This is a genomic window from Hyunsoonleella sp. J2K-J805 (assembly GCF_057167125.1).
In genome coordinates this window covers 2927894-2950221 of the sequence record NZ_CM169901.1, presented here as the reverse complement: position 1 = coordinate 2950221, position 22328 = coordinate 2927894, and the positions used below count along the sequence as shown (strand labels likewise).

Here is a 22328-nt window from a genome sequence, read left to right as displayed (position 1 = left end):
ATAATTAGTATTTAAAAAATGAACACTTAACACCTTTAACACCAGGGTTTACTTTAAAAACCGATCCTGATAGTGGATATTTTTTTAACTCTTCATCCGTCATATCAACACGAGCAGATGTGATGTATAAGGTTTCTAGATTTTCGCCTCCAAAAGTGCAAGACGTTACATTATGTGCAGGTACTTCTATTTTTTGTAAAACAGCTCCTGTTTCGGGATTAAAACGTATTACCGCATTTCCGTTCCACATACCAACCCAAAGCTTATCCTCTTCATCTATAGTCATACCGTCTGGAAAACCCAAAGACTCTGGTATTTGTACCGCCACTTGTTTGTTTGATATTTCACCCCTTTCATCGTTATAATCAAAAGCTTGAATTTGAGACGTGGGCGTATCGATATAGTACATTTTTGTTTTACTTGCATTCCAAACAATACCATTAGATATACTTACGCTATCAATTTTTACGCTCAATGCGCCTTCGGCATTAATAGCATATAACTTAGCTTCGCCAGTTTTTTGTTCCCATTGCATGGAACCTACCCATAAACGTCCTTGTGGATCGCATTTGCCATCATTAAGGCGCGCATCTTTATTTTCAGATTTCATATCCACAAAAAGATTGGATTTACCCGTAGTAATATTCGTTTTGTAGACACCATCTTCCAAGGCCGTTAATACTTCATTATCATTTACAGGAACAACGGTACCAATTCGTAAAGGCATAGGTATCACCTTATTTTCCTTTGTGCTTGGATTGTAAATGTTGAGTGTTTTTTTCTCAATATCTATCCAATTAAGTCTTTGTGTTTTATAATTCCAAATAGCACCTTCTCCTAAATCTGATGCTATTTTATACTCTAATATTGCCGTATTTCTAAGATTATCGTTTTGAGGCGCAACATCAGTGTTTTTGTTTTTACACCCAAAACATAGTGCCACTAGATAAATAAAACTAATATGTTTTCTCATATAATATTATTGGATATTAATTTTTAAGGCTTTAGAAATATTGTTTGAAGCATTACCCACATGCACCACATATTTACCACTTTCGATATCCCAATCTCCTTTATCTTCGTTGTAATAGGCCAGTGAACTTACTGGAATTTCTATGGTAACAGTTTTACTTTTTCCAGCCTCTACACTTACTTTATTAAAACCTTTAAGTTCTTTTAAAGCTCTTTTTACATTAGACTTTGTTTTACCTACATAAACCTGTACTACCTCAGCCCCATCTTTTGCTCCAGTGTTGGTAACATCACATGTTACCGAAATAGTACCATCTTTAGTATATTTTTTGTTATTAACTGAAATGTTAGAAAGTGTGAAAGAGGTGTATGATTTCCCTTCACCAAAAGCAAAAAGAGACGGTGTTTTTTTTGTGTCGTGCCAACGGTAACCTACTAAAATATCTTCTTTGTAATATTGATTTACCCCATCCCCTGGATATGAAAGTTCGCCATAAAAATGAGCGCCATTATCTGTAATTTTTCTAGGAAACGAAAACGGTAATTTACCTGATGGGTTTACATCACCACTTACCACGTCGGCTAAGGCATGTCCTGCCATACTTCCTAAATACCATCCTTGAATAATACCATCTATTTTATCTAACCATGGCATTTCTACAGCGTTTCCTGTTAGTAATATAAGACCAACATTTTTGTTTACTTTTTTAATAGCATTAAGCAGTTCATCCTGACCAAAAGGTAGGTTGTACTGCTGTCTGTCATCCCCCTCACAATCTTGTAAATGGCTTTTACTTAAACCTCCAACAAATAACACAACATCAGCTTCTTTAGCCGTAGCAATAGCTTTTGTTTTTAAAGAATCTGCGTTGTACGGTGATGGCATAACTACATCGTATACCGAAGGGCCTGAACCAAAGCCCATGGTGTGAATAATTTTTGCGTTTTTGTAACGTGCTTTTAAACCTTGCAACGGCGATATTTCAAATTGTGGTTTTAATTCTGAAGACCCTCCGCCAGCAGTCATAGAGCGCGTAGCATTTTCACCAATTACCGCAATTGTTAAACCTTCTTTATCTTCAATCGGAAAGAAATTATTTTTATTTTTTAACAACACAATACCTTCAGTTGCTACTTTACGGGCTACCTCATGGTGTTCTTTTGTATTTACATTTCCTAATGGTCTGTTTTCATTCATATTAGTTCTGTAACGCAAACGTAACACCCTTCTTACTTTATCATCTAAGACAGACTCGCTAATAGTTCCTGCTTTTAAGGCTTCTAAAAACGGTTTAGCTAGAAAATACCTGCTGTAATGATTTAAGGTAGTAGTGCCTAAACCATCTGTTCCTGTACCCATTTCAATATCTAATCCATAAAGTGCCGCCTCTTTGGTTGAGTGTGCCGAACTCCAGTCGCTTATTACGGTACCATCAAAACCCCAATCTTCTTTTAAAATTTTACTTAACAACGGATGGTGTGTAGTATATGTGCCTCTAAATTTATTGTAGGCGCCCATTATAGCCCATGTACCACCTTCTTGTACTGCCGCTTTAAATGCTGGCAGGTAAATTTCGTATAAGGCTCTATCACTAACCTCAACATTTATTTTATCACGCCAATGTTCTTGATTGTTCAAGGCATAATGCTTTACACAAGCCGCAACTCCATTTTTTTGCACGCCCTTTATGTATGGCACAACAAGTGTTGAAGCCAGAAAAGGATCTTCACCTAAATATTCAAAATTTCTACCATTATAAGGCGTTCTATAAATATTTACTCCTGGGCCAAGGAGTACATCCTTTTTTCTGTAACGCGCTTCTTCGCCTATACTAAACCCATAGTCTCCAGCCAAAGCAGGGTTAAATGTAGAAGCTAAACACGTTAATGCAGGAAACGCTGTTATGGAATCGTTTGTCCAACCCGCATAATCCCAAGAATCCCAACTTATCTCAGCTCTAACACCATGTGGGCCATCAGACATCCAAATTTCTGGTATCCCTAAACGTCCTACTCCTTTAGTACTAAATTTAGATTGTGCATGGCATAGCGCCACCTTTTCCTCTAACGTTAGCATACTTAAAATACTGTCTACTTCTTTCTCTATACTCATGTCTTGCTGTGCGTTTATAAAGCTGACAAGGGTTAGAAATAATGCCAATGTGAATCCCTGAGTTTTTTTTGATAATTTCATTCTTGTAATTTGAATTTTTTAATTGTTGACTTTAATGAATTGTAAATAGTCGTTATTTTTTGCTGCGATGATATAGTTTTGATTCTTTAGACGTATTGTTTTTAGATCTTTAACATCTCCAGGAACATAAAATCCACTTTCTTGAATAGTTGCGGCACTAAAATCACCCTTACCATCGCCTTTTAAAAGCAATCCGTATCCTGCATCATTTCTTGGAGTTTCTACTTCAGAATTATGGAGATTCCCTGCAATTAAAGCGTCTTTATACCCATCTTTATTATAATCTTCAATCAAAATTTGATTAACACTTGAAAGTTGCGCTTCAACTGGCAACGGATTTATAATAAATTTGCCATCCTTATTTTCCATATACACACTGGCAAAAGACTTTACTTGGTAATGCACTGCATTTTTTAAGTTGTCTTCACCATACACATCTACAAGTGTAGCTTGCGAAAAATCGTTGTAATTTTTAAATTTTTGTTTTATAGCTGGTATTTGTTGTGAAGAGCATTCTCTACCTCTTACAGGATATTGTTTACCATCGTTGTAATAACTTAATACGATATCGTTTTTGTTGTTTTTATCAAAATCGTTTACATAAATATCAAAGGTCTCATTTTCGGTGGCTTTGTACTTATAGTTAAGCCCATTATTACCAATGATATAGTCCATATCGCCATCACTGTCAAAATCGCCTTGATTGATACTCCACCACCAACCAGTAGTATCATCATTTAGTCCCATTTTTTCAGAAGCATCAACAAATTCACCTTCATTGTTAGTAAACACTTTTATAGGCATCCACTCGCCTACAATGATTATATCTTCCCAACTATCATTATTTACATCGGTAACTACAGCGCTTGTTGCCATACCTAAATTTTCGAAAAAAGGTGCTATTTGTTTTGTAACATTCTCAAATTTTATGTTTTCATTTGAAGATATATTTCTTAATATATGGGTGGTTGCTGGAAGTGGATATTTTCCAGGAATCTGTCTTCCTAAGACTATAATATCTTTCTTACCATCTTTATCATAATCCAACTGATACGCTTTAGAGCCACTTGAAATAAATTCTGGTAATGCACTGCCCGATTTTGTAAAGTGACCTGCACCATCATTTATATACAATCTATCTTTTAACATTGTAGAGTTTGTTGCAAACTCATAACCGCCACTCACCACGTATAAATCTTTATCGCCATCATTATCAACATCAACGAATAATGCGCCTAAATCTTCTGGTAATTTATCATTTTTAAAACAAGTTAGTGTGTTTTCAACAAATGTGCTATCATTTTGAATATAAAGCTTGCCTTCGTGCCCAAATGCACCGCCAAAGTAATAATCTTGCAAACCGTCGCCATTAACATCTGCTGCTGCCAATGCTGGCCCAAGCGTTGACATTTTATGGGGAAGTAGTACCTGCGTCGCAAAATCATCTACGTCATTTTCAATGTGCTTGGGTGCGTCAATTTGGGTTTCTGAGAGAAAGATAGATGTGTTTTTAATATTTATCCTCGATTTTTCTGTTAATCTAAGGTTGTTTGGTTTTATTAAAATACTTTGATTGGTCTTAACTTGCTTTAGCACTTGGTATTGCTCTTTATTCCATACCACTTTAATACTATCTACTACAGTCTCTTTACCTAAACCAAAATATAACTCCGGGCCTACAGATGATTGAAACCCCCTGGTAAGGGTGAGTTCTTGCATTTGCATGCCACCATTGGCGTATACATAAACCTTAGTGCCTAAACCAAATGTGTTTTTACTATTAGAATTAGATAATTTTAAAGTAAGATAATTATTATGCGCTTCATTATTATTTGCTGATATAGTATTATTCACAAAAATTGAAGCTTTTTCATCTAAATTGTTCGTTATAATTTCAAGATCGCCATCATTATCCAAGTCGGCATAGGCCGCACCATTAGAGAATCCCTTATGCTCTATTCCCCATTGACTATTAACTCTTTCAAAATTTAATCCTCCTAAATTTTTAAACATAAAATTATCAATCTTCTCGGAAGGAATCATTTTGGTTTTTTCAAGAAGCGAGTATGAGTCATATTCCTCTTTACCAATTTTGTTAAAAAAATCTTTGTTGTTTACCTCACGTCGTGTGCCATTGGTTACAAATAAATCTTTGAAGCCATCATTATCAAAATCGGCAAAGAGAGGTCCCCAGCTCCAATCTGTAGAAGACGTTCCTGATAACCTAGAAATATTTGAAAATTTTGGAATACCGTTTTGCATAAAACCAGAGTTTAATTGCAAACAGTTGTGCATGTATTGATAATGAAACCCGTATAGAAGCGTTTCATAAAACAACCTTGGATTCATACTGGCCATATTTGCTTTTTGCCTGCGGTTGTTGTTGGAATCCATATCTACTTGAAAGATGTCTAGAAAGCCATCGTTATTAAAATCGGCTATATCAATCCCCATACCATAAAATGCTGTTTGCGAGGTGGCCTCTTTTATAACCTCTATAAATGTACCGTCTTGGTTGTTTAAGTATAAAAAATCTGGAATACTGTAATCGTTAGATACATATAAATCCTGCCAACCATCATTATTTATATCTGCGGCAGTAATTCCTAGAGAAAAACTATAATTTTTGACCCCTGCCTCTTCTGAAATATTAACAAAAGTACCATTATCGTTTCGATATAGTTTATCAGATTGCATATCGGTAACGTTATCCATTCGATATTTATATTCCATATTTGAGGTAGATGGATGTGCTATGGGATAATTGGCAACATATAAATCTAAATCCCCATCATTATCGGCATCAAAAAATGTAGATTGTACTGAATTGCCTTCATCATCAATACCATATAATTTTGCCTGTTCTGTAAATGTGTTGTTTTTATTATTTATAAAAAGTTGATTGTTTTTTACGCCATCTTTACCAGCAACAGCGCAATAAATATCTAGGTAACCATCGCTATTAATATCTACCATTGTTACACCAGTGTACCAGCGATTATCGCCTTGAATATTTGCAGATTTGGAAATATCCTCAAACTGCAAGTTGCCTTTATTCAAGTAGAGTTTGTTTTCAACTTGATTTCCTGTAAAAAAGATGTCCACAAAACCGTCATTATTTATATCGCCTACAGTAACACCCCCACCCATATAAATGGAGGTGTATTTAAAATAGTTTAAATCTTCTGTTTCTGTTAATGTATTATTAAAGTGAATATTAGAAACATCGGGATTAAGTCTCTGAAATAATACCTTAGATGTTTCTATTTCAGTTGTCTTTTGGCAGCCAAACAAGAAAGTAATACTATAAAATAAAATGCACTTTTTAAGCATTAATAAAGGACTATTAAAGATTAAGCAGCATGCATAAATGCACGCTGCCTAAAAAATAAACTAAACTCAAACTAAAATAACTCTTAATTATAACCAGGGTTTTGGTCATCTTGAGACAAAGCCCCGTTCTTATCTATTTCTGTAATAGGAATTGGGAATAAGTCATTCTTAGCAGAATAACCAGTACCTGCTAACTCAGTAGAAGCTTTACCCCAACGTACAAGATCCCAAAAACGCTGACCTTCGTGAGCTAACTCTAAAAACTTCTCGTCTACTATAGCTTCAAATAAAGCATCTCCTGTAAGTGAAGCATCAATATCGGCTAATCCAGCTCTATTTCTAACTTTATTTAGTTCTGTTCTACCCATACCATCTTGGTTACTTTTATTATAAGCTTCTGCAGCCAATAATAATACCTCAGCGTAACGTAATAATCTAAAGTTAGTACTGTAATTAAGTTCTCTTACTCCACCTTCAGAGGTATCTGATGCTCTTGTTGCATATTTCATTCTTATAGCACCTTCATAATCCCAAATCGCACCACCAGTAGCAGCAGATTGATCTACAGCACCTCCAATAGCAATAAGTTCTTCTTCTGTTAAAAGTGTAGCCGCTTTTCTATCTGTATCTCCAGCAGCATCAAACGCATTTGCTAATTTAGCCGTGGGTAAATTAAAACCCCAGCCGTTGATAAGACCAGTACCAGTTACATCAAAAATACCGTCACCACGAGGTCCCATTAATTGAATGTGTAAGTTACTTTCGTTACGTCCACCCCAAGCAATATTACCCCAATCTCTTCCAGAAGTAGACACATAACCTATTTCGAATAAAGACTCGATACCAAACTCGTTATTGATACTCCAAACATCAGCAACATTTGGCTCTAAATCATGTGAAGGATTGGATATTACTGCGCTTAAGTGTGTTAACGCTTCTGTATAACGCCCTTGAAATACTAAAATTTTACCCATTAATGCTTGCGCTGCACCTTTAGATACTCTAAAGGCGTCTGTTGCAGATTTATCTGGTAATCCATTAATAGCATCATTTAAATCCGCCTCTATTTGCGCATAAATGTCTGCTCTAGATGCCTTTGGTGCAGCAAAATCTTCCGCCCCAGTTGGCACTGTAAGCCTTAAAGGAATATCACCAAACATTGTAGTTAATTCAAAATAACTCCATGCTCTTAAAAATTTAGCTTCAGCTAGCGCAGACTCTTTGTTAGATAAAGTACTGTCTACTAAATTTTGTTCAATTAAGTTTGTTAACGCTATGGCTCTGTAAAAAATATCCCAAACACTAGTAATGGATGCATTAGAAGCCGTAACGTTGGCGTAATCGTCAATGTCTTGCAATTGGGGTTGGTCTCCACTATTACCACCAGCAGCGTTCGCATCATCACCGGGTAGTAATTTTACTAAAAATGCACTATGCCAGTCTCTACCATAATTAAGTTGAATTAAATCATACACGCCAATAACAGCAGCCTCTACATTGGAAGATTCAAGGAAAAAAGTACTCAAATCCTCCACATTCTCGGGTGGATTGGTTGTAAACTCGTCATTACAAGATAGTATGCCTAAAAAACAGCAGGCAATACTTGCTAAAATTGTTTTTCTCATTTTTTTCATTTTTCTCATTTTTTTTATTAAAATAAATTTAAAGACAGGCCAAAAATAGCTCTGGCCGCTGTTGGATAATATCCTCGGTCAACCCCAATAGAGTTAAATCCAAAGTTACCAATTTCTGGGTCTAATCCTCTGTACTTTGTAAATGTAAAATAATCATCTAAAGACACATACATTCTTAAATTTTTAAGTGCAGAATTTCCTAATAAGGTTTTCGGGAAAGTATATCCTAACTGTATCTGCTTAATTCTCATGTAAGAGCCATCTTCTACAACTAAATCAGTATCATAGGTAGATATTACGTTAGCTGCACTTGGGAACGTAGCATTGTCTCCAGGTTGTTGCCATCTCTCTGTAAAGAAATGCAATGGTTTATTGGTAATTGGTCTTGAAGGTTGGTGATATGTTGTTATTATTTCATTACCTAAAGTACCTTGAAATTGTAGATTAAAATCGAAGTTTTTATAACCTAGTGCTATGTTACCTCCAAATAAAACATCAGGATGAGGGGATCCAATAAAGGTTTTATCTGCATTGTCAATTGTCCCGTTGTTATCAGTATCTACTCTAATTAGCTCACCAGTAGCAGGATCTACACCGTTTGTTTCATAACCAAAGAAATACCATGCTGGAAGACCTTTAGAGAAACGCGTAACACCGTCTGGGTTTCCTGGGGCACTAGCACCAACTAAAGACGTCCCTTCAGGTACAATTGCAATGTCTGTAACAACATTCTTTAATGTTGATAAATTCAAATTAATGTCATATCTAAAACCACTTTCATTGGTATCGCTATAACCTAATTCAAATTCGAAACCACTATTTTCAATCGTTCCCCCATTAAATTCGTTAGATATAAATCCTGCAGATCCTGGCGTAATTAAACTACCATCAGAAATTATTAAATCTCTTGTTGTTTTTACATAGTAATCTGCAGAAAATCTCATTTTATTATTAAATGCTCTTAAATCTATACCTGCGCCATACTGTTCTGACGTTTCCCAAAGCAAGTTCACATTAGAGAATCCTGTAATTTGAGCTCCTATGTTGCCTAAATAATCAAATGGCTGTCCTCTACCGTCAAGTCTTGTAATAAAAGTTCTATCAGAGTTTCCTCTTAAATTCGCTTTACTACCATTTTGCCCCCAACTTCCGCGAAGTTTAAAATAATTAATTTTACCACTATCGTTCCAAAAATCCTCGTTAGACACTACCCAACCTGCCGAAAATGCAGGGAAGTATCCTGTTTTGTTTGCTGATGGAAACTTATCAGAGGTATCTGCTCTAAATGAAGCTTCAAATAAATATTTATCAGCAAAACCATAAGATAATCTTCCAAAAAGAGACACTAAGTTATCAAAGAATGGGTTAACCACATTAATTTCTTCTCCAGGAACACTCTCGTTAAAATTATAACGGACAAAGTCTTCTATAGGGATAGAAAAATTTCTTGAAATTTTAGTATCAATATCTCTATCCTCTGCTGAATACCCGACTAAAGCAGATATACTATGGTCTCCTAGGGTCGTACTGTAGTTTGCAAAGTTTTCCCACAACCAACGTCTGTCGCTAGTTCTTACTTGAGCTCCAGTATATGATGAATTAGCCGCTTCAGAAGCCACAAAATAAGGGATAACAGTATTTCTGTTATCATTATTACCTCTTTCGTAACCAAAACGAGAAGTAATTTCTAGTCCTTTTAACGGCTTTAATTTTAGATATGTCGTAGACAAAAATTGAGACCCAATAAAGTTGGATCTGTTCAACTCTGTACCTAAAGCAACAGGGTTTAAGACCTCTCCCGTAGAAAAACTAGGATAGCCATATACACGTCCGTTACTATTAGTTATCAATGGCACATTGTTATCATTAGATCTGTCTATAACATCTTGAGGTACTTGCCCATCTTCGTAAAATACAGGTGTTAGAGGATCAATTATTAACGCATTTTGAACTACCCCTCTAAAAGAGTTATTCTCTACAATACCGAAACGATTACGAGACGATAACGACATATTAGTGCCAACTTCTATCCAATCCGCGAGCTCTGATCTTAAATTAAGACGCATTGTAGTTCTGTTAAACGACGAATTATCCCTTGCGATAATACCGTCTTGTTTAAGATTAGAAGCAGAAAAATAGAATGAATGCTTGTTTGATTCTGTTGCTCCAGAAAGGTTAACATCAAAACGTCTTGTTGGTGCGCTTAAAAATGTTTCTTCTATCCAGTTCGTATCAAAACCGTTATCAGTAACATTGTTACCTGCTTCAGTCATATATTGCACAAATTGTTGTGCATTAAGTAATTCAAAATCTGTATTCAAAAATTGTGTTCCCAATTGTGTATTAAAACCAACTTTTATACCGCCAGTTCTACCGCGCTTGGTTGTAATAATTACAACACCATTTGCACCTTCTGTACCATAAATAGCAGCAGATGCGGCATCTTTTAAAACTTCCATATTTGCAATATCAGATGGTGCTATATCCACTATAGACGCCGTTTTCATACCATCTACAATATATAATGGCTCAGCATTCCCACTTGAACCAGTACCTCTAATTCTTATTTGAGCTCCAGAACCTGGTGAACCAGAAGACGATGATACCGTAACACCAGAAGTTCTACCTTGCAATACTGACTCTATACGTTGATTCGAAGCACTTTGTATCGCTTTAGTATCCACGCTAGAGATAGCACCTGTTAGCAAGCTCTTTTGCCGTGTTCCATAACCTACTACTACTACTTCGTCAAGAGCAGCAGCGTCTTCCTGCATTGTTATGTTGAATGTAGTTCTAGAACCTACTGTTATTTCCTGCGTTTTGTAGCCCATTGAACTTACCACGATAACAGCATCTGAACCAGAAACATTAAGTGTAAAACCACCATCAAAATCTGTGGCTGTTCCGTTAGTTGTATTTTTTTCAATAATTGACACCCCAGGAAGTGGAACACCACTTTCATCTACGATTGTTCCTGAGATTGAAGATTGTATTGACGCTAATGCGTTATCATCATAATCAGTGTCGTTACCAAATGCTTTAGCAGATAATAAGGGACTTATGATGATTATGCAGGTTATAATCAACTTTAAGTTAAATTTTTGTGAATTGAAACTAAAGCGTTCAAATCTTTTGATTTTTTTCATAATTTTAGTTTTGTCAAAATAGTTAGCTATGTTTAATAGTTTAAATGAATTAGGGAGGTACTACCAATACCTCCTTTTCTTGTAGTTGTTTAAATCATAAAGTGCATTTGTTTGGTTAATAAATATAGTTTAGTACTCTTCCAAAATCCCCACTAGATACTTGTTATAAGAAAAACAAACAACCCCATCAATACGGTTATTACAGCAATTTCTAATATAAGTTTGTGGTAAGCTTCTTTTGGTTTCATTTTTTAATAAAAGTGAGCCTACCAAATTTAACCACTCTCTAGGTTGTAAATTAAAACGTAACGTGCAGAATATGCTAAATATGTAGCGCAATTGTAGTAGACACTCAGGGGTGCAACATATTTTTCATTAAGTACAACATATGTTTCATAAGTAGCTTAAATGAGACCAACGAAAAGAGAAATTTAACTGGTTTTGGACTCTATTTGGTTTGGTAAAATTCCAAAATGTGCCTTAAAGCACTTTGAAAAATAGGAAGGTGATGTAAAACCTACAGCATAACATACTTCACTAATATTAGATTTACCACTCTCTAAAATATTTCTTGCGCGTTCCAATCTTACTTTACGTATAAACTCGTTTGCGGTTTGTCCTGTAAGTGCTTTTACTTTTCTATACAATTGACTTCTACTTAAACCTAAATGTGCAGCCAGCTCCTCTACACTAAAATTAGAATCACCCATATTTTCATTAACATAAAATAATAGTTTTTCAACAAAACCCTTGTCTAATGACGTGGCTGCAGATGCTGCATTTATATTACCCCCACCACTTATTGCCCCAAAGTATTTATCAAAAATCAACTGTCTGCTTTGGATGAGTTGATCAAGTCTTAGTTTTAATAACTTAGAATCGAATGGTTTTACCATGTAAGCATCGGCACCATTTTCCAATCCTTCAATTCTATTTTCAATAGATGCCTTCGCTGTAAGCATTAATAATGGGATATGGCTTGTGGTTGTATTGGTTTTTATTAATTTACAAAACTGAAAACCATCCATTTCTGGCATAATTACATCGGTTATTATTACATCAGGTAAGTTATTTTTTGCCAATTTAAAACCATCCTTACCATTATCTGCAGATATCACCCGGTATTCTTTACTTAATTCCAGTTTTAAATAATCTATAAGCTCTAAATTATCCTCTACGACCAAGACTGTTGCGGAATGTTGTAAACTTTTATTTTCTGTAAGGGGAATAGCTTCAACATCACTAACAGGCTTATTTATAAAATCAGATTTAGAAGCAAACGCTTCATTGTTATTCAAAATAATTTGATCTGCTTTTAAATGATTGTTACCCTCTGGAAATTCAATTTTGAAACTTGTGCCTTTACCTAACTTGCTTGTTACTGAAATTTCACCTTTGTGTAAGTTTACAAAACTCTTTACCACTTCTAAGCCAATACCAGTACCACCAATGTAGGTTTTATTTAAGCCCTCTACTTGATAAAAACGCTCAAAAATTTTATCGACCTCTTCATTGCTCATTCCTGGGCCTGTATCAGTAATTATAAGTTCAATGGTTTTTACGGGATTAACATCATTCACTAAGGGTAGTATTTTTGTTTTCTGTGATGCAATTAACTCAACAGTTATAGCACCACCACTTAGTGTTACCTTTATCGCATTTGACAGTAAGTTAAAAACTATTTTTTCTAGCATCTCAATATCTGCCCATAGGGTGATGTCTGGGATATCAGCATCAACATTTAGCAAGATATTTTTTCTATTAGTCTCTTCATCAAAATAACCAGCAATATCTCTCGAAAATTGAACAATATTAATGGCCTGCGCCTTAACATTCATTTTATTCAGCTCTAATTTTCTTAAATCCATTAATTCGTTAATTAACCTGAATAGCCTATCAGTATTCTTGTAAATTATAGAATGTTTGTGCCTTACATCAGGCGGTAAACTTTTATTATGAGCGATAATATCCTTTAAAGGATTAAGAATGAGTGTGAGTGGTGTTCTAAATTCGTGTGAAATATTGGTAAAAAATTGTATTTTTTTTGTGTTAAGCTCATCCTTTTGAGATTGTTGTAAACGCTCAGTTTTTAATGTTTCCCTTTCTTTAATGCGCCTCTTAGTTAAAAAATTAAGCAAGTAAACACCTAATAAAAACATTAATATGTAAATAAAAATAGCCCAATTGCTTAGCCACCATGGAGGCAACACTTTTATTTTTAGTTCTAAAGGCGTTTCATTCCATACATCGTCATTGTTAGATGCTTTTAATTTGAATACATAATCTCCTGCATCTAAATTTGTATATGTTGCGGTACGTTTATGCCCTACATAATTCCAGGTTTTCTCGTAACCTTCTAAATAATAGGCATAATTATTTTTCTCTGGCCGTGTGTAATTCAGAGCCGTAAATTCTATTGTAAAAACAGATTGTTTGTGATTTAATGTTATTTCAGAAGTTTCTCCTATTACTTTATCTAATGGGGAGTTGTCACTTTCAGGTAAAACCTTTTCATTAAAAATCCTAAAATCAGTTAAGTGTATAGAGGGTATATTTTTATTAATTTGAATGTCTTTAGGATTAAAATAATCTACCCCTTTGTAATTCCCAAAATACAGTATGCCTTCATCATCTTTAAAAACAGCGCTAAAATTAAAATCGTTAGACAACAAACCGTCATTAATATTGAAATTTGTATAAGTTGTATCTATTTTACTCATTTTTGTGAGTCCCTCGTTACCACCAATCCACAAATCGCCTGCCTCATCGTAAATTAATGAGCCAATATTCTCTTCGTTTAAACCGTTAAGCTTATTATACCACCTTAGCTCATCATTAATTTTATTGTATTTACATAAACCTGCTCCTTGAGTACCAATCCAGATACTATTCGTATCTGCCTGTATTATAGATAAAATATGATTTGCATTTGCTGGGTTGTTATAGGCTCTTGGCATACGCTCTTTAAAAGAGATAACTTTAAAATTACCTTCACTATCCTCAGTTACTTTAAATAAACCATTCATTGTACCAACCCAGATAATATCCTCAGAATCTACAAATATTACCCTTATATCTGCTCTGGAAAGACCTGTATCATTAAAGCTTTTAGAATTATACTTTTTCAAAATATAAGTATTCAAATCAAAAGAATAAAGACCGTTGTAAAATGTCCCAATCCAAACCCTTTGTTTGGAATCTTCATACATCGACATTATGGATTTCGACTCTAACTGATCGCCTGTAGCTAGCTCATTAAGATTTCTAAATTGTTTTGAATCTTTTTTAGAGAGATACATACCTTTATCCCAACTAGCTGCCCATAAGTTGTCTTTAGAATCTACATATATATTTATGATGTAATCTGAATTAAGACCTGAATAATCACCAACATCTTCTGCATTAATATGCTTAAAATTCCTCGTTGTTTGGTTATAAATATTTATGCCTCCACCATCGGTAGCAATCCAGAGTTCGTTGGGTTTATATTTAGCTATACCCGTTACTGAACCTGTTTTTAAAGAATTGGTGTTATTTGGAAGGCTTTTAATCTGTAAAAACCTATCGTAAAGTTCGTCGCTAACAGCCAAACCGCTATTAAAATAGCCTATCCAAACCCTTCCTGTATCATCTTGCATAAGAGACCAGATAGAATTATGTAAAATACTGTTTTCTTTAGCCTTATTGGTTAGATAATGATGAATAAGAGTATTGGTGTTATCTAAATGATATAACCCATTATTCTCTGAGCTAACAAGTAGCGTTCCATCATTTAATTCTATGATATCTAAGATCTTATTTTTTTTGACATAAAACTCCTCTACATCTGTAATTATGTCACTGGAGGTATTTGTTAACTTACATTTAAACAAGCCATTGGAAACAGTACCAACCCATAGATTATTACTTTTATCAATTTTTAATCGCTCTATATTTGCTGTTTTTAAAGTTTTATTGGCGATAAAAAAATCTACATCTCTATAACAATTATTTATTAAATCTAATTCTTTCAGTCCGTGGTTAGAACCCAAAAAAACCTTACCATTTTGCGAAATACTAATACTTTTAAATTTAAGTAAATTAGTATTTTGTATTGACGTTTTATTAATTAATTCTTGTATCTCAAGCGTATTTTTATTTATTAAAAAAACACCTAGATGATACGTGCCAACGATAAGGTTGCCTTTATTATCTTCTCCAATTATTCCAATGTATTCTCCATCTTTATGTTGCTTATTTAAAAATATTCGCCTAAACCTATCTAATTTTCTATCATAAAGGTTTAATCCGTTTTCGGTACCAAACCAGAGTCTATTTTTAATATCTAAAAAAGAACACTCTACCCTACTGTTACTCAAAGATGTTGAGTCTTTTATCCGCTGCGTATATTGTGTGTAATTGATGCCATCAAATCTGTAAACACCTGTTCCGTAGGTTCCCATCCAAATAAAACCATAGTGATCTTGAATTAATGTAGAGAATGCGGTTTTTGAAATATCATTTTTAATATTTACAAACCTAAAGCCTTGACTTTCTTGACACAAAGTCCACTGTGGCAGCATCAAAAGAATATAAAAAAGAGATATAAACGGAAGTCTCATAAATTGTTAGCCATAAATTAAGCTCAAAATAATTAGTTTCATTTCAATACGGTGCATCAATATATCAAATAATTTACTTCCTCTATTGCTTTGATGCGTTTTAAGTGAGAAATCTCTAAAAAACTAACAGCAAGAAAAGCCTTATCAAATTTGATAAGGCCTTTGCACACTAGATTGACTTATTTTATAGCCCCCAAAAGCGTTGAACCTGTTCACACCAGTGCAACTCTTAACGATATTCTTGACGAAATATCGAAAGAATTATACTAGGAAAGCTGGAAAAGAGAGATTTGAACTCTTTTTTTCTTTTCGGAAAAAGTATTGTATTTTAACTTAAATTGATTTATCGAGAATATGTATGGCCTGAGATTAGCATTGTTTGCCTTTATTTGTAAGCTCTGTTTTTCATGTGGGCAACCAAAAACTCTGTACCACAGAGCTAGTCCATAAAGAAGAGCGCATCATGATTAATCTTGCTCGTGATGGTATTGGTAGAGTGCGCCCTTTAAAATATGATTACGGTGCTAACAAGCATAAAAACCTCAATGAAGAGCAAAGAGTGGTTCTCGATCATGTGATGCGCTCGCAAGATCAGTTAACTATGATACGCGGTGGGGCTGGCACTGGAAAAACAACGCTTTTTAAAACCCTTGTACCAGAGATTGAAGAAACAGGGAAAGAGGTATTTCTTTTTGCGCCAACGGCTGAGGCTTCAAGAGATGTTTTAAAAAAGGAAGGCTTTGAACAAGCCGATACGATTGCACGCCTTTTGATTGACAAAACAATACAGGAGAAAATCCATGGTCAGGTTGTTATTATTGATGAGGCAGGTATGTTGGGTTCACAAGATATGTCAGCACTTTTGAAATTGACCACCAAGAATAAGGCACGAGTTGTTCTTGTTGGTGACCCCAAACAACACACGGTTGTCATGAGGGGTGATGCTATGCGCCTGCTTCGTGATGTTGGCAAAATTCCCCAAATGTCCCTAGAGACAATTTATCGGCAAAAGAATGATACCTATAAATCTGCTGTGGCAGAAATCAGCAAAGGTAATATCAAAATAGGATTTTCTATTCTTGATGACATGGGAAGTATTATTGAGTTTGACGCTACAAAACTATCAGAGCAGTTAGTTTCAGATTATCTCGATACTAAGAAAAAGAGAAAATCTGCTTTGGTGGTCACGCCCACCAGAGAACAAATGAAAATTATCAATGTGGGTATTCGTAAAGGGTTGAGAGAGAATAAACAACTTGGAAAACGAGAAAAACAGTTTACCGTATTTGAAAACCACCATCTCACCTTAACGCAGAAACAAGATTATCGCTTTTATAAACAGGGGCAGATAATACAAACCCATCAAAATTTACCCTCGGATAATGGAGGCATTAAAAAGGGTTCGGCACTCACAGTTACAAAAGTCAAAAACAAAGAGATTATTGTAACAGATACAAGAGGTAGAGAGCATATCCTGTAAGCTTCCCTTCATTAGAACTGCTTATTTTTCCAAAATTACATTATTTAATTTGTTTTTAATTCCTCTGGGGCTAGCCCCAGAGGAATTAAGCTTTGCATATTTCACGGGTGATATTTTCCCCAAGCTATCATGTGGTCTGTTATGGTTATAATCATCCATCCAGATTTGGGTTTGCTCACGTACTTGATGTAGGTCTTCAAAAATATATTTGTTTAAAACCCCACGCCTGTAAGAACCATTAAAGCGTTCTATAAATGCATTTTGTGTAGGTTTACCTGGTTGAATATACGTAAACTCTATTTCGTGCATTTGGCTCCAATCATTTGTGATATGCGCTATAAACTCTGGGCCATTGTCCATCCGTATCCGTTGAGGCTTCCCTTTTTTATTAATTAAATGATTCAGTACCCAGACAATACGATTACTCATCAATGAATAATCAACTTCAATATGAAGTGCCTCTCTATTAAAATCATCTATGATATTGAATGCCCTGAAGCGTCTCTTGTTCTCTAAGACATCTGTTATAAAATCCATACTCCAAGTATGGTTCAGTTCATTTGGAACCTCTAAAGGCTCTTTAACCCTAGCAGGCAGACGTTTCTTAACCTTTCTTCGCAATGGAAGCCCCAATGCTACATAAACACGATGCACTCTTTTGTGATTCCAAGGTTTACCTTCCTCTCTTAGGCGATCATAGGCCTTCCAAAACCCCTCTTCTGAGTGATCTTTTGCTTTTTGTTGCAAAGCCTGTTCTATAGCCGTATCGTCCTTGGGCAATGGCTTGTAGTAATAGACACTCTTACTCATCCCTAAAACACGGCACGCCCTGCTAATGCCGTAATGAATAAGTTCTTTGGTAATTGCTCTTTTACGACAGGGCTTTATAGCTTTTTTTCAATAATCTCCTTAGCCATTTGATGATCAAGTGCCAGAGTAGCATACAGCTGCTTGAGCTTACGGTTTTCTTCTTCAAGCTCCTTGAGCCTTTTGAGTTCCTTAGAATTCATTCCTGCATATTTGGAACGCCACTTGTAAAAAGCCGCAGAACTCACACCGTGTTCACGGCTAATTTCATCGACACTTTTACCATTGTCGAACTCCTTTAAAATCTTTGCAATCTGTTGCGGTGAAAATTTACTTCTTCTCATAATTACTGTTTAAAGTTAAAACTATTTTTATACTTTTAAACAGTTCGGTTTTATGGGAAGCTTAAAATTATCAGACAACTCTTTTAAAATACTTGTTATTTCATCAAACTGGTATTCATAAGTTCTATCTTCTAAGGCCTCTTTCTTATTTTGAGTTTCTTCAATCAGGTTTAAATTAAAAAAGATTTTAGAAGAATGCACAGTAATTATTGAGACAGGTCCTAAAACAATTATTGGAAAAGCTATGTAATAAGCAAATAATTTAGTTTTTCCTCCTTTAAATGCTCCCAAAAATCCAGAAATAAGAATCCAAACTATCACTAATAGAAAACCAACAACAAAAGAAGAAAGGTATAATGGTCCATAAAAATCTGAGAATCCCATAGAACTAATTTTTTAATAACAATAAAAGACTCATACAAATATAAAACAAAACCTACAAAAATTCTCTATCAATAATTAATAGGTTTTGTTAGCCCTTCCTCTTTTAATAAAATCAAATAATTATTAGTGATTCTATTTTTAACTCTAATTGGATTGAAGAAATTGTTTTAAAAATATTAAATAGAAATCATTCATTTTAAAAAAAAAGGGAGGCAGATAAAATTTTATCCAACATAAATAAATATAAAAGTAGCCTATTTGCTGTACCTAAATAAAAAAGCCTCTACAAGAAATCTTGTAAAGGCTTTGTACTGAAGGCGGGACTTGAACCCGCACGGACTAATGTCCATTGGATTTTAAGTCCAACGTGTCTACCAATTCCACCACTTCAGCATAATTCGACAGTGCTAATGCACATTGAATTGGTATATTTTAAGAAAGTTTCAGAGCGAAAGACGGGATTTGAACCCGCGACCCTCACCTTGGCAAGGTGATGCTCTACCCCTGAGCTACTTTCGCATTGTTTTAATGAACGTACAACCTTACGATTGCGAACCTACCTGCTCGTTAGGCAGGTGCAAATTTAAAATATTTCTAGGAATTGCAAAGCCTTTTACAAAAATAAATGAAATTAAATTTACGCCTGTTTTTTCTTTACCAACATACGCTTTATCTCATTTAATTTCATAAGTGCTTCCACTGGAGTTAGGGTATCAATATCAGTATGAAGGATCTCGTCCTTAATATTTTCCAACAACGGATCATCCAAATTAAAGAAGCTTAATTGCATATCATCATGCAAGGTCTTTACTTTATCTGTAAGCTCTTCACTAGAATGCGATTTTTCAAGCTTTTCGAGAATTTTATTGGCTCTTCGTAACACCTGTTGTGGCATGCCAGCCATTTTAGCTACATGAATACCAAAACTATGAGCACTACCACCTTCAACTAACTTTCTTAAAAACAACACATTGTCTTTTAACTCTTTTACAGAGACATTGAAATTTTTTATTCGACCGAAAGTCTCACTCATTTCATTTAACTCATGATAATGCGTTGCAAATAACGTTTTTGGTTTTGCAGGGTGTTCATGTAAATACTCACTAATCGCCCATGCTATTGAAATACCATCATAAGTACTTGTACCACGTCCAATTTCATCTAACAAGACTAAACTTCTATCTGAAATATTATTCAAAATAGAAGCCGTTTCATTCATTTCTACCATAAAAGTAGATTCACCCATCGAAATATTATCAGAAGCACCTACTCTAGTAAAAATCTTATCAACTAATCCAATTCTAACCTCTTGTGCAGGCACAAAACTTCCTATTTGCGCCAATAAAACGATCAATGCTGTTTGACGTAAAATTGCAGATTTACCAGACATATTAGGCCCTGTAATCATGATAATTTGTTGAGATACTCTATCTAAAAAAACATCATTTGAAATATAAGCTTCTCCAATTGGTAATTGTTTTTCAATTACCGGATGACGACCATCTTTAATCTCCAAATCAAACGAATCATCAAGTATTGGATAGGTGTAATTATTATCTTTTGCTAATTGCGAAAATCCACATAGACAATCTATTTGAGCAACTAAATAAGCATTTTGCTGTACGGGTTTTATATATTGATTTAGCCAACTAACCAACTCAGAAAACAGCTGTTGCTCAATAGCTAAAATACGTTCTTCAGCACCTAAAATTTTAGCTTCGTACTCTTTGAGTTCTTCAGTAATGTAGCGCTCAGCATTTACTAATGTTTGTTTACGTATCCATTCCTCAGGAACTTTATCTTTATGCGTATTCCTAACTTCAATATAGTAACCAAAAACATTATTCGATGCTATTTTAAGTGATGTAATCCCTGTACGCTCACTTTCACGCTCTAACATATTATCTAGGTACTCTTTACCAGATTTAGACAGACCTCTTAATTCATCCAATTCTGAAGAAAAACCAGCAGCAATACTATTGCCTTTTAGAACGTTTACGGGCGCTTCTTCATTTAAAGTTTCCTTTATTTTTTCACGAAGCACATCGCAACTTTGGAGCGTATCTCCAATAATTTTTAGCGATTCATTATCACAATTTGAAGCTAACGATTTTATAGGAACAATAGCTTCTAATGAATTTTTAAGTTGAATAACTTCGCGGGGATTAACTTTTCCCGTAGCCGTTTTGGAAATTAAACGTTCTAAATCTCCAATAAGCTTAATATGATTTTGAATCTTTTGAAGTACGGTATTATCTTTAGTTAAAAAACTAACCACTTCATGACGCTGTTTTATTTTTTCAACATTTTTTAATGGCAACGCCAACCACCGTTTTAATAACCTTCCGCCCATTGGCGATATGGTTTTATCAATGATATTTAATAAAGTTACCGCATTATTGTTAGTTGAATTGTAAAGCTCTAAATTTCTGATCGTGAATTTATCCATCCACACATAATCATCTTCAGCAATTCTAGAAATTGAAGTGATATGCTGTAATTTATGATGCTGTGTTTCTCCTAAATAATGTAATATAGAACCAGATGCAATAATACCCTCATATAAATCTTCAATACCGAAACCTTTAAGTGTTTTAGTATCAAAATGTTTAATTAAAGTTTCATAAGCATAATCGGTTTGATATACCCAATCTTCCAAATAGAATGTATGAAAATCATCTCCAAAAGTATCTTTAAAAAGTGTTCTTTTTTGTTTAGAAACTAATATTTCACTAGGGCTAAAATTTTGGAGTAACTTATCAATATACTCAGCGTTACCTTGTGAAGTTAAAAACTCTCCTGTAGAAATATCTAAAAACGAAACTCCAATATATTTTTTATCAAAGTACACCGAGCACAAAAAGTTGTTCGATTTTGAGACTAAAACTTCATCATTTAAGGCTACACCAGGAGTAACCAATTCTGTTACGCCTCGCTTTACTATGGTTTTTGTTTGCTTGGGATCTTCCAATTGATCACATATAGCAACACGCTCGCCTGCTTTAACCAATTTTGGCAAATAGGTATTTAAGGAATGGTGAGGAAATCCAGCTAATTCTGTTTCGCTCTCACTACCAGCACCACGCTTGGTTAAAATAATACCCAAAATCCCTGCAGCTTTTACAGCATCACTTCCAAAGGTTTCATAAAAATCGCCCACACGAAACAGCAACAAAGCATTAGGATACTTTGCTTTAATGGCATTGTATTGTTTCATTAACGGGGTTTCTTTTTTTGCTTTTTTAGCCAATGGAAAAGTGATTTTTATGTGTTACTTTTGAAAAAATTGTAGCATGCAATGTACTATTAATTTCATGTTTTTTGAAGTTGATGTTTTAGAAGTTATCTACAATAAACCAAAGATTTCAACAATAACTTGTCATTCAGAACGAAGTGAAGAATCTTAATCCCAAAAAATGCTTCGACTACGCTC

At 34.6% G+C, this 22328-nt stretch carries 10 protein-coding genes and 2 tRNA genes; 1 reads left to right on the top strand and 11 read right to left on the bottom strand.

Annotated elements, in window-relative coordinates; all coding sequences use genetic code 11:
* Positions 1-4 precede the first annotated feature (4 nt).
* From AC1B0Z_RS13050 to AC1B0Z_RS13025, 6 genes are all read right to left on the bottom strand, one after another.
* Positions 5-973, bottom strand: a complete 969-nt coding sequence (locus AC1B0Z_RS13050) for an SMP-30/gluconolactonase/LRE family protein (protein ID WP_483792480.1) — start codon at positions 971-973, stop codon at positions 5-7.
* A gap of 6 nt (positions 974-979) precedes the next feature.
* Positions 980-3166 carry a beta-glucosidase gene (locus AC1B0Z_RS13045; protein WP_483792479.1) on the bottom strand — a complete coding sequence of 729 codons (2187 nt, stop codon included), beginning with the start codon at positions 3164-3166 and terminating at the stop codon, positions 980-982.
* Between the two features lie 18 nt (positions 3167-3184).
* Positions 3185-6499: a VCBS repeat-containing protein gene (locus AC1B0Z_RS13040; protein WP_483792478.1), complete on the bottom strand. Its 3315-nt coding sequence runs from the start codon at positions 6497-6499 to the stop codon at positions 3185-3187.
* 83 nt (positions 6500-6582) lie between these two features.
* On the bottom strand, positions 6583-8124 hold the full coding sequence (locus AC1B0Z_RS13035) for a RagB/SusD family nutrient uptake outer membrane protein (RefSeq protein ID WP_483792477.1): 1542 nt from the start codon (positions 8122-8124) through the stop codon (positions 6583-6585).
* Between the two features lie 26 nt (positions 8125-8150).
* Entirely contained in the window at positions 8151-11279 is a 3129-nt protein-coding gene (locus AC1B0Z_RS13030; protein ID WP_483792476.1) for a SusC/RagA family TonB-linked outer membrane protein, read from the bottom strand.
* Positions 11280-11710: 431 nt separating this feature from the next.
* Positions 11711-15880: a hybrid sensor histidine kinase/response regulator gene (locus tag AC1B0Z_RS13025; protein ID WP_483792475.1), complete on the bottom strand. Its 4170-nt coding sequence runs from the start codon at positions 15878-15880 to the stop codon at positions 11711-11713.
* Between the two features lie 463 nt (positions 15881-16343).
* Between AC1B0Z_RS13025 and AC1B0Z_RS13020 the strand changes: the two genes are divergently transcribed.
* A complete protein-coding gene (locus tag AC1B0Z_RS13020) occupies positions 16344-17360 on the top strand; it encodes an AAA family ATPase (protein WP_483792474.1) in 1017 nt (338 codons plus the stop codon).
* Between the two features lie 21 nt (positions 17361-17381).
* Here AC1B0Z_RS13020 and AC1B0Z_RS13015 read toward each other — a convergent pair.
* The 5 genes from AC1B0Z_RS13015 to mutS all read right to left on the bottom strand — a co-directional run bounded on the left by AC1B0Z_RS13015 (position 17382) and on the right by mutS (position 22145).
* Positions 17382-18511, bottom strand: a protein-coding gene (locus AC1B0Z_RS13015) for an IS3 family transposase (RefSeq protein WP_483792473.1) whose coding sequence is annotated in 2 segments (ribosomal slippage) — positions 17382-18250 and positions 18250-18511 — 1131 coding nt in all. Because the reading frame shifts where the segments join, the coding sequence is not laid out codon by codon here.
* Between the two features lie 27 nt (positions 18512-18538).
* Positions 18539-18895, bottom strand: coding sequence for a hypothetical protein (locus tag AC1B0Z_RS13010; protein WP_483792472.1), 357 nt, complete (start codon positions 18893-18895; stop codon positions 18539-18541).
* A 309-nt stretch (positions 18896-19204) separates the two neighbouring features.
* A tRNA-Leu gene (locus AC1B0Z_RS13005) sits at positions 19205-19288 on the bottom strand.
* Positions 19289-19342: 54 nt separating this feature from the next.
* Positions 19343-19414 (bottom strand) — tRNA-Gly (locus AC1B0Z_RS13000).
* A 118-nt stretch (positions 19415-19532) separates the two neighbouring features.
* On the bottom strand, positions 19533-22145 hold the full coding sequence (gene mutS / locus AC1B0Z_RS12995; RefSeq protein ID WP_483792471.1) for a DNA mismatch repair protein MutS: 2613 nt from the start codon (positions 22143-22145) through the stop codon (positions 19533-19535).
* Positions 22146-22328 lie beyond the last annotated feature (183 nt).

Excerpts from the sequence above, each read along its gene's own strand:
- AC1B0Z_RS13050 (WP_483792480.1), bottom strand. The coding sequence starts at position 973 with ATGAGAAAACATATTAGTTTTATTTATCTAGTGGCACTATGTTTTGGG.
- AC1B0Z_RS13045 (WP_483792479.1), bottom strand. The coding sequence starts at position 3,166 with ATGAAATTATCAAAAAAAACTCAGGGATTCACATTGGCATTATTTCTA.
- AC1B0Z_RS13040 (WP_483792478.1), bottom strand. The coding sequence starts at position 6,499 with ATGCTTAAAAAGTGCATTTTATTTTATAGTATTACTTTCTTGTTTGGC.
- AC1B0Z_RS13035 (WP_483792477.1), bottom strand. The coding sequence starts at position 8,124 with ATGAGAAAAACAATTTTAGCAAGTATTGCCTGCTGTTTTTTAGGCATA.
- AC1B0Z_RS13030 (WP_483792476.1), bottom strand. The coding sequence starts at position 11,279 with ATGAAAAAAATCAAAAGATTTGAACGCTTTAGTTTCAATTCACAAAAA.
- AC1B0Z_RS13025 (WP_483792475.1), bottom strand. The coding sequence starts at position 15,880 with ATGAGACTTCCGTTTATATCTCTTTTTTATATTCTTTTGATGCTGCCA.
- AC1B0Z_RS13020 (WP_483792474.1), top strand. The coding sequence starts at position 16,344 with ATGATTAATCTTGCTCGTGATGGTATTGGTAGAGTGCGCCCTTTAAAA.
- AC1B0Z_RS13010 (WP_483792472.1), bottom strand. The coding sequence starts at position 18,895 with ATGGGATTCTCAGATTTTTATGGACCATTATACCTTTCTTCTTTTGTT.